This is a genomic window from Agrobacterium sp. a22-2, assembly GCF_012276985.1.
In the GTDB taxonomy this organism is placed as follows: Bacteria; Pseudomonadota; Alphaproteobacteria; order Rhizobiales; family Rhizobiaceae; genus Allorhizobium.
In genome coordinates, this window is sequence record NZ_JAAXMM010000069.1 from 1 (window position 1) to 435 (window position 435).

Annotated in this window: 1 protein-coding gene; it reads left to right on the plus strand. The window is 47.4% G+C overall.

What is annotated here, in order from left to right; translation table 11 throughout:
* The coding region (locus HFC70_RS26870; RefSeq protein WP_210259468.1) for a hypothetical protein at positions 1 to 204 on the plus strand (204 nt) is incomplete at its 5' end.
* Positions 205 to 435: the final 231 nt, after the last annotated feature.

The window sequence follows — 435 nt, forward strand, 5'->3', positions numbered from 1 at the left end:
ATATTTAACAACAAAGTTACACAAAGTTTACCCTGCGTCACATTTACCGGGCTCAAAGGTTGCACTCACGACAAGCAAAATGAGTTGCACCTTGCTATTACCCTTATATACCGCAAGGTAAAGCGCCTGCGGCGTAATAAACCCTGCCGCATTCGCTCAATAACGCAACATTCATGCCAACTGCCCGTGTTAAAAAATCGATGAAACTCACACTTCGCTCATCAGCCTGATTTAACAGGTTGCACAAAGTTGCAACATGCAGGATATTGTCTGCATTCTTAACCCACACATCTCACGAACCTATCCCAACAGGCTTTCCGGCCTGCTGTTTGTCTAGCCTGATGGGATAGGTTCTAAACACAGGAGTTGGACAGGCATGGGCACTACCACAATGGGCGTGAAACTCGACGAGGCAACACGCGACCGGATCAAGAG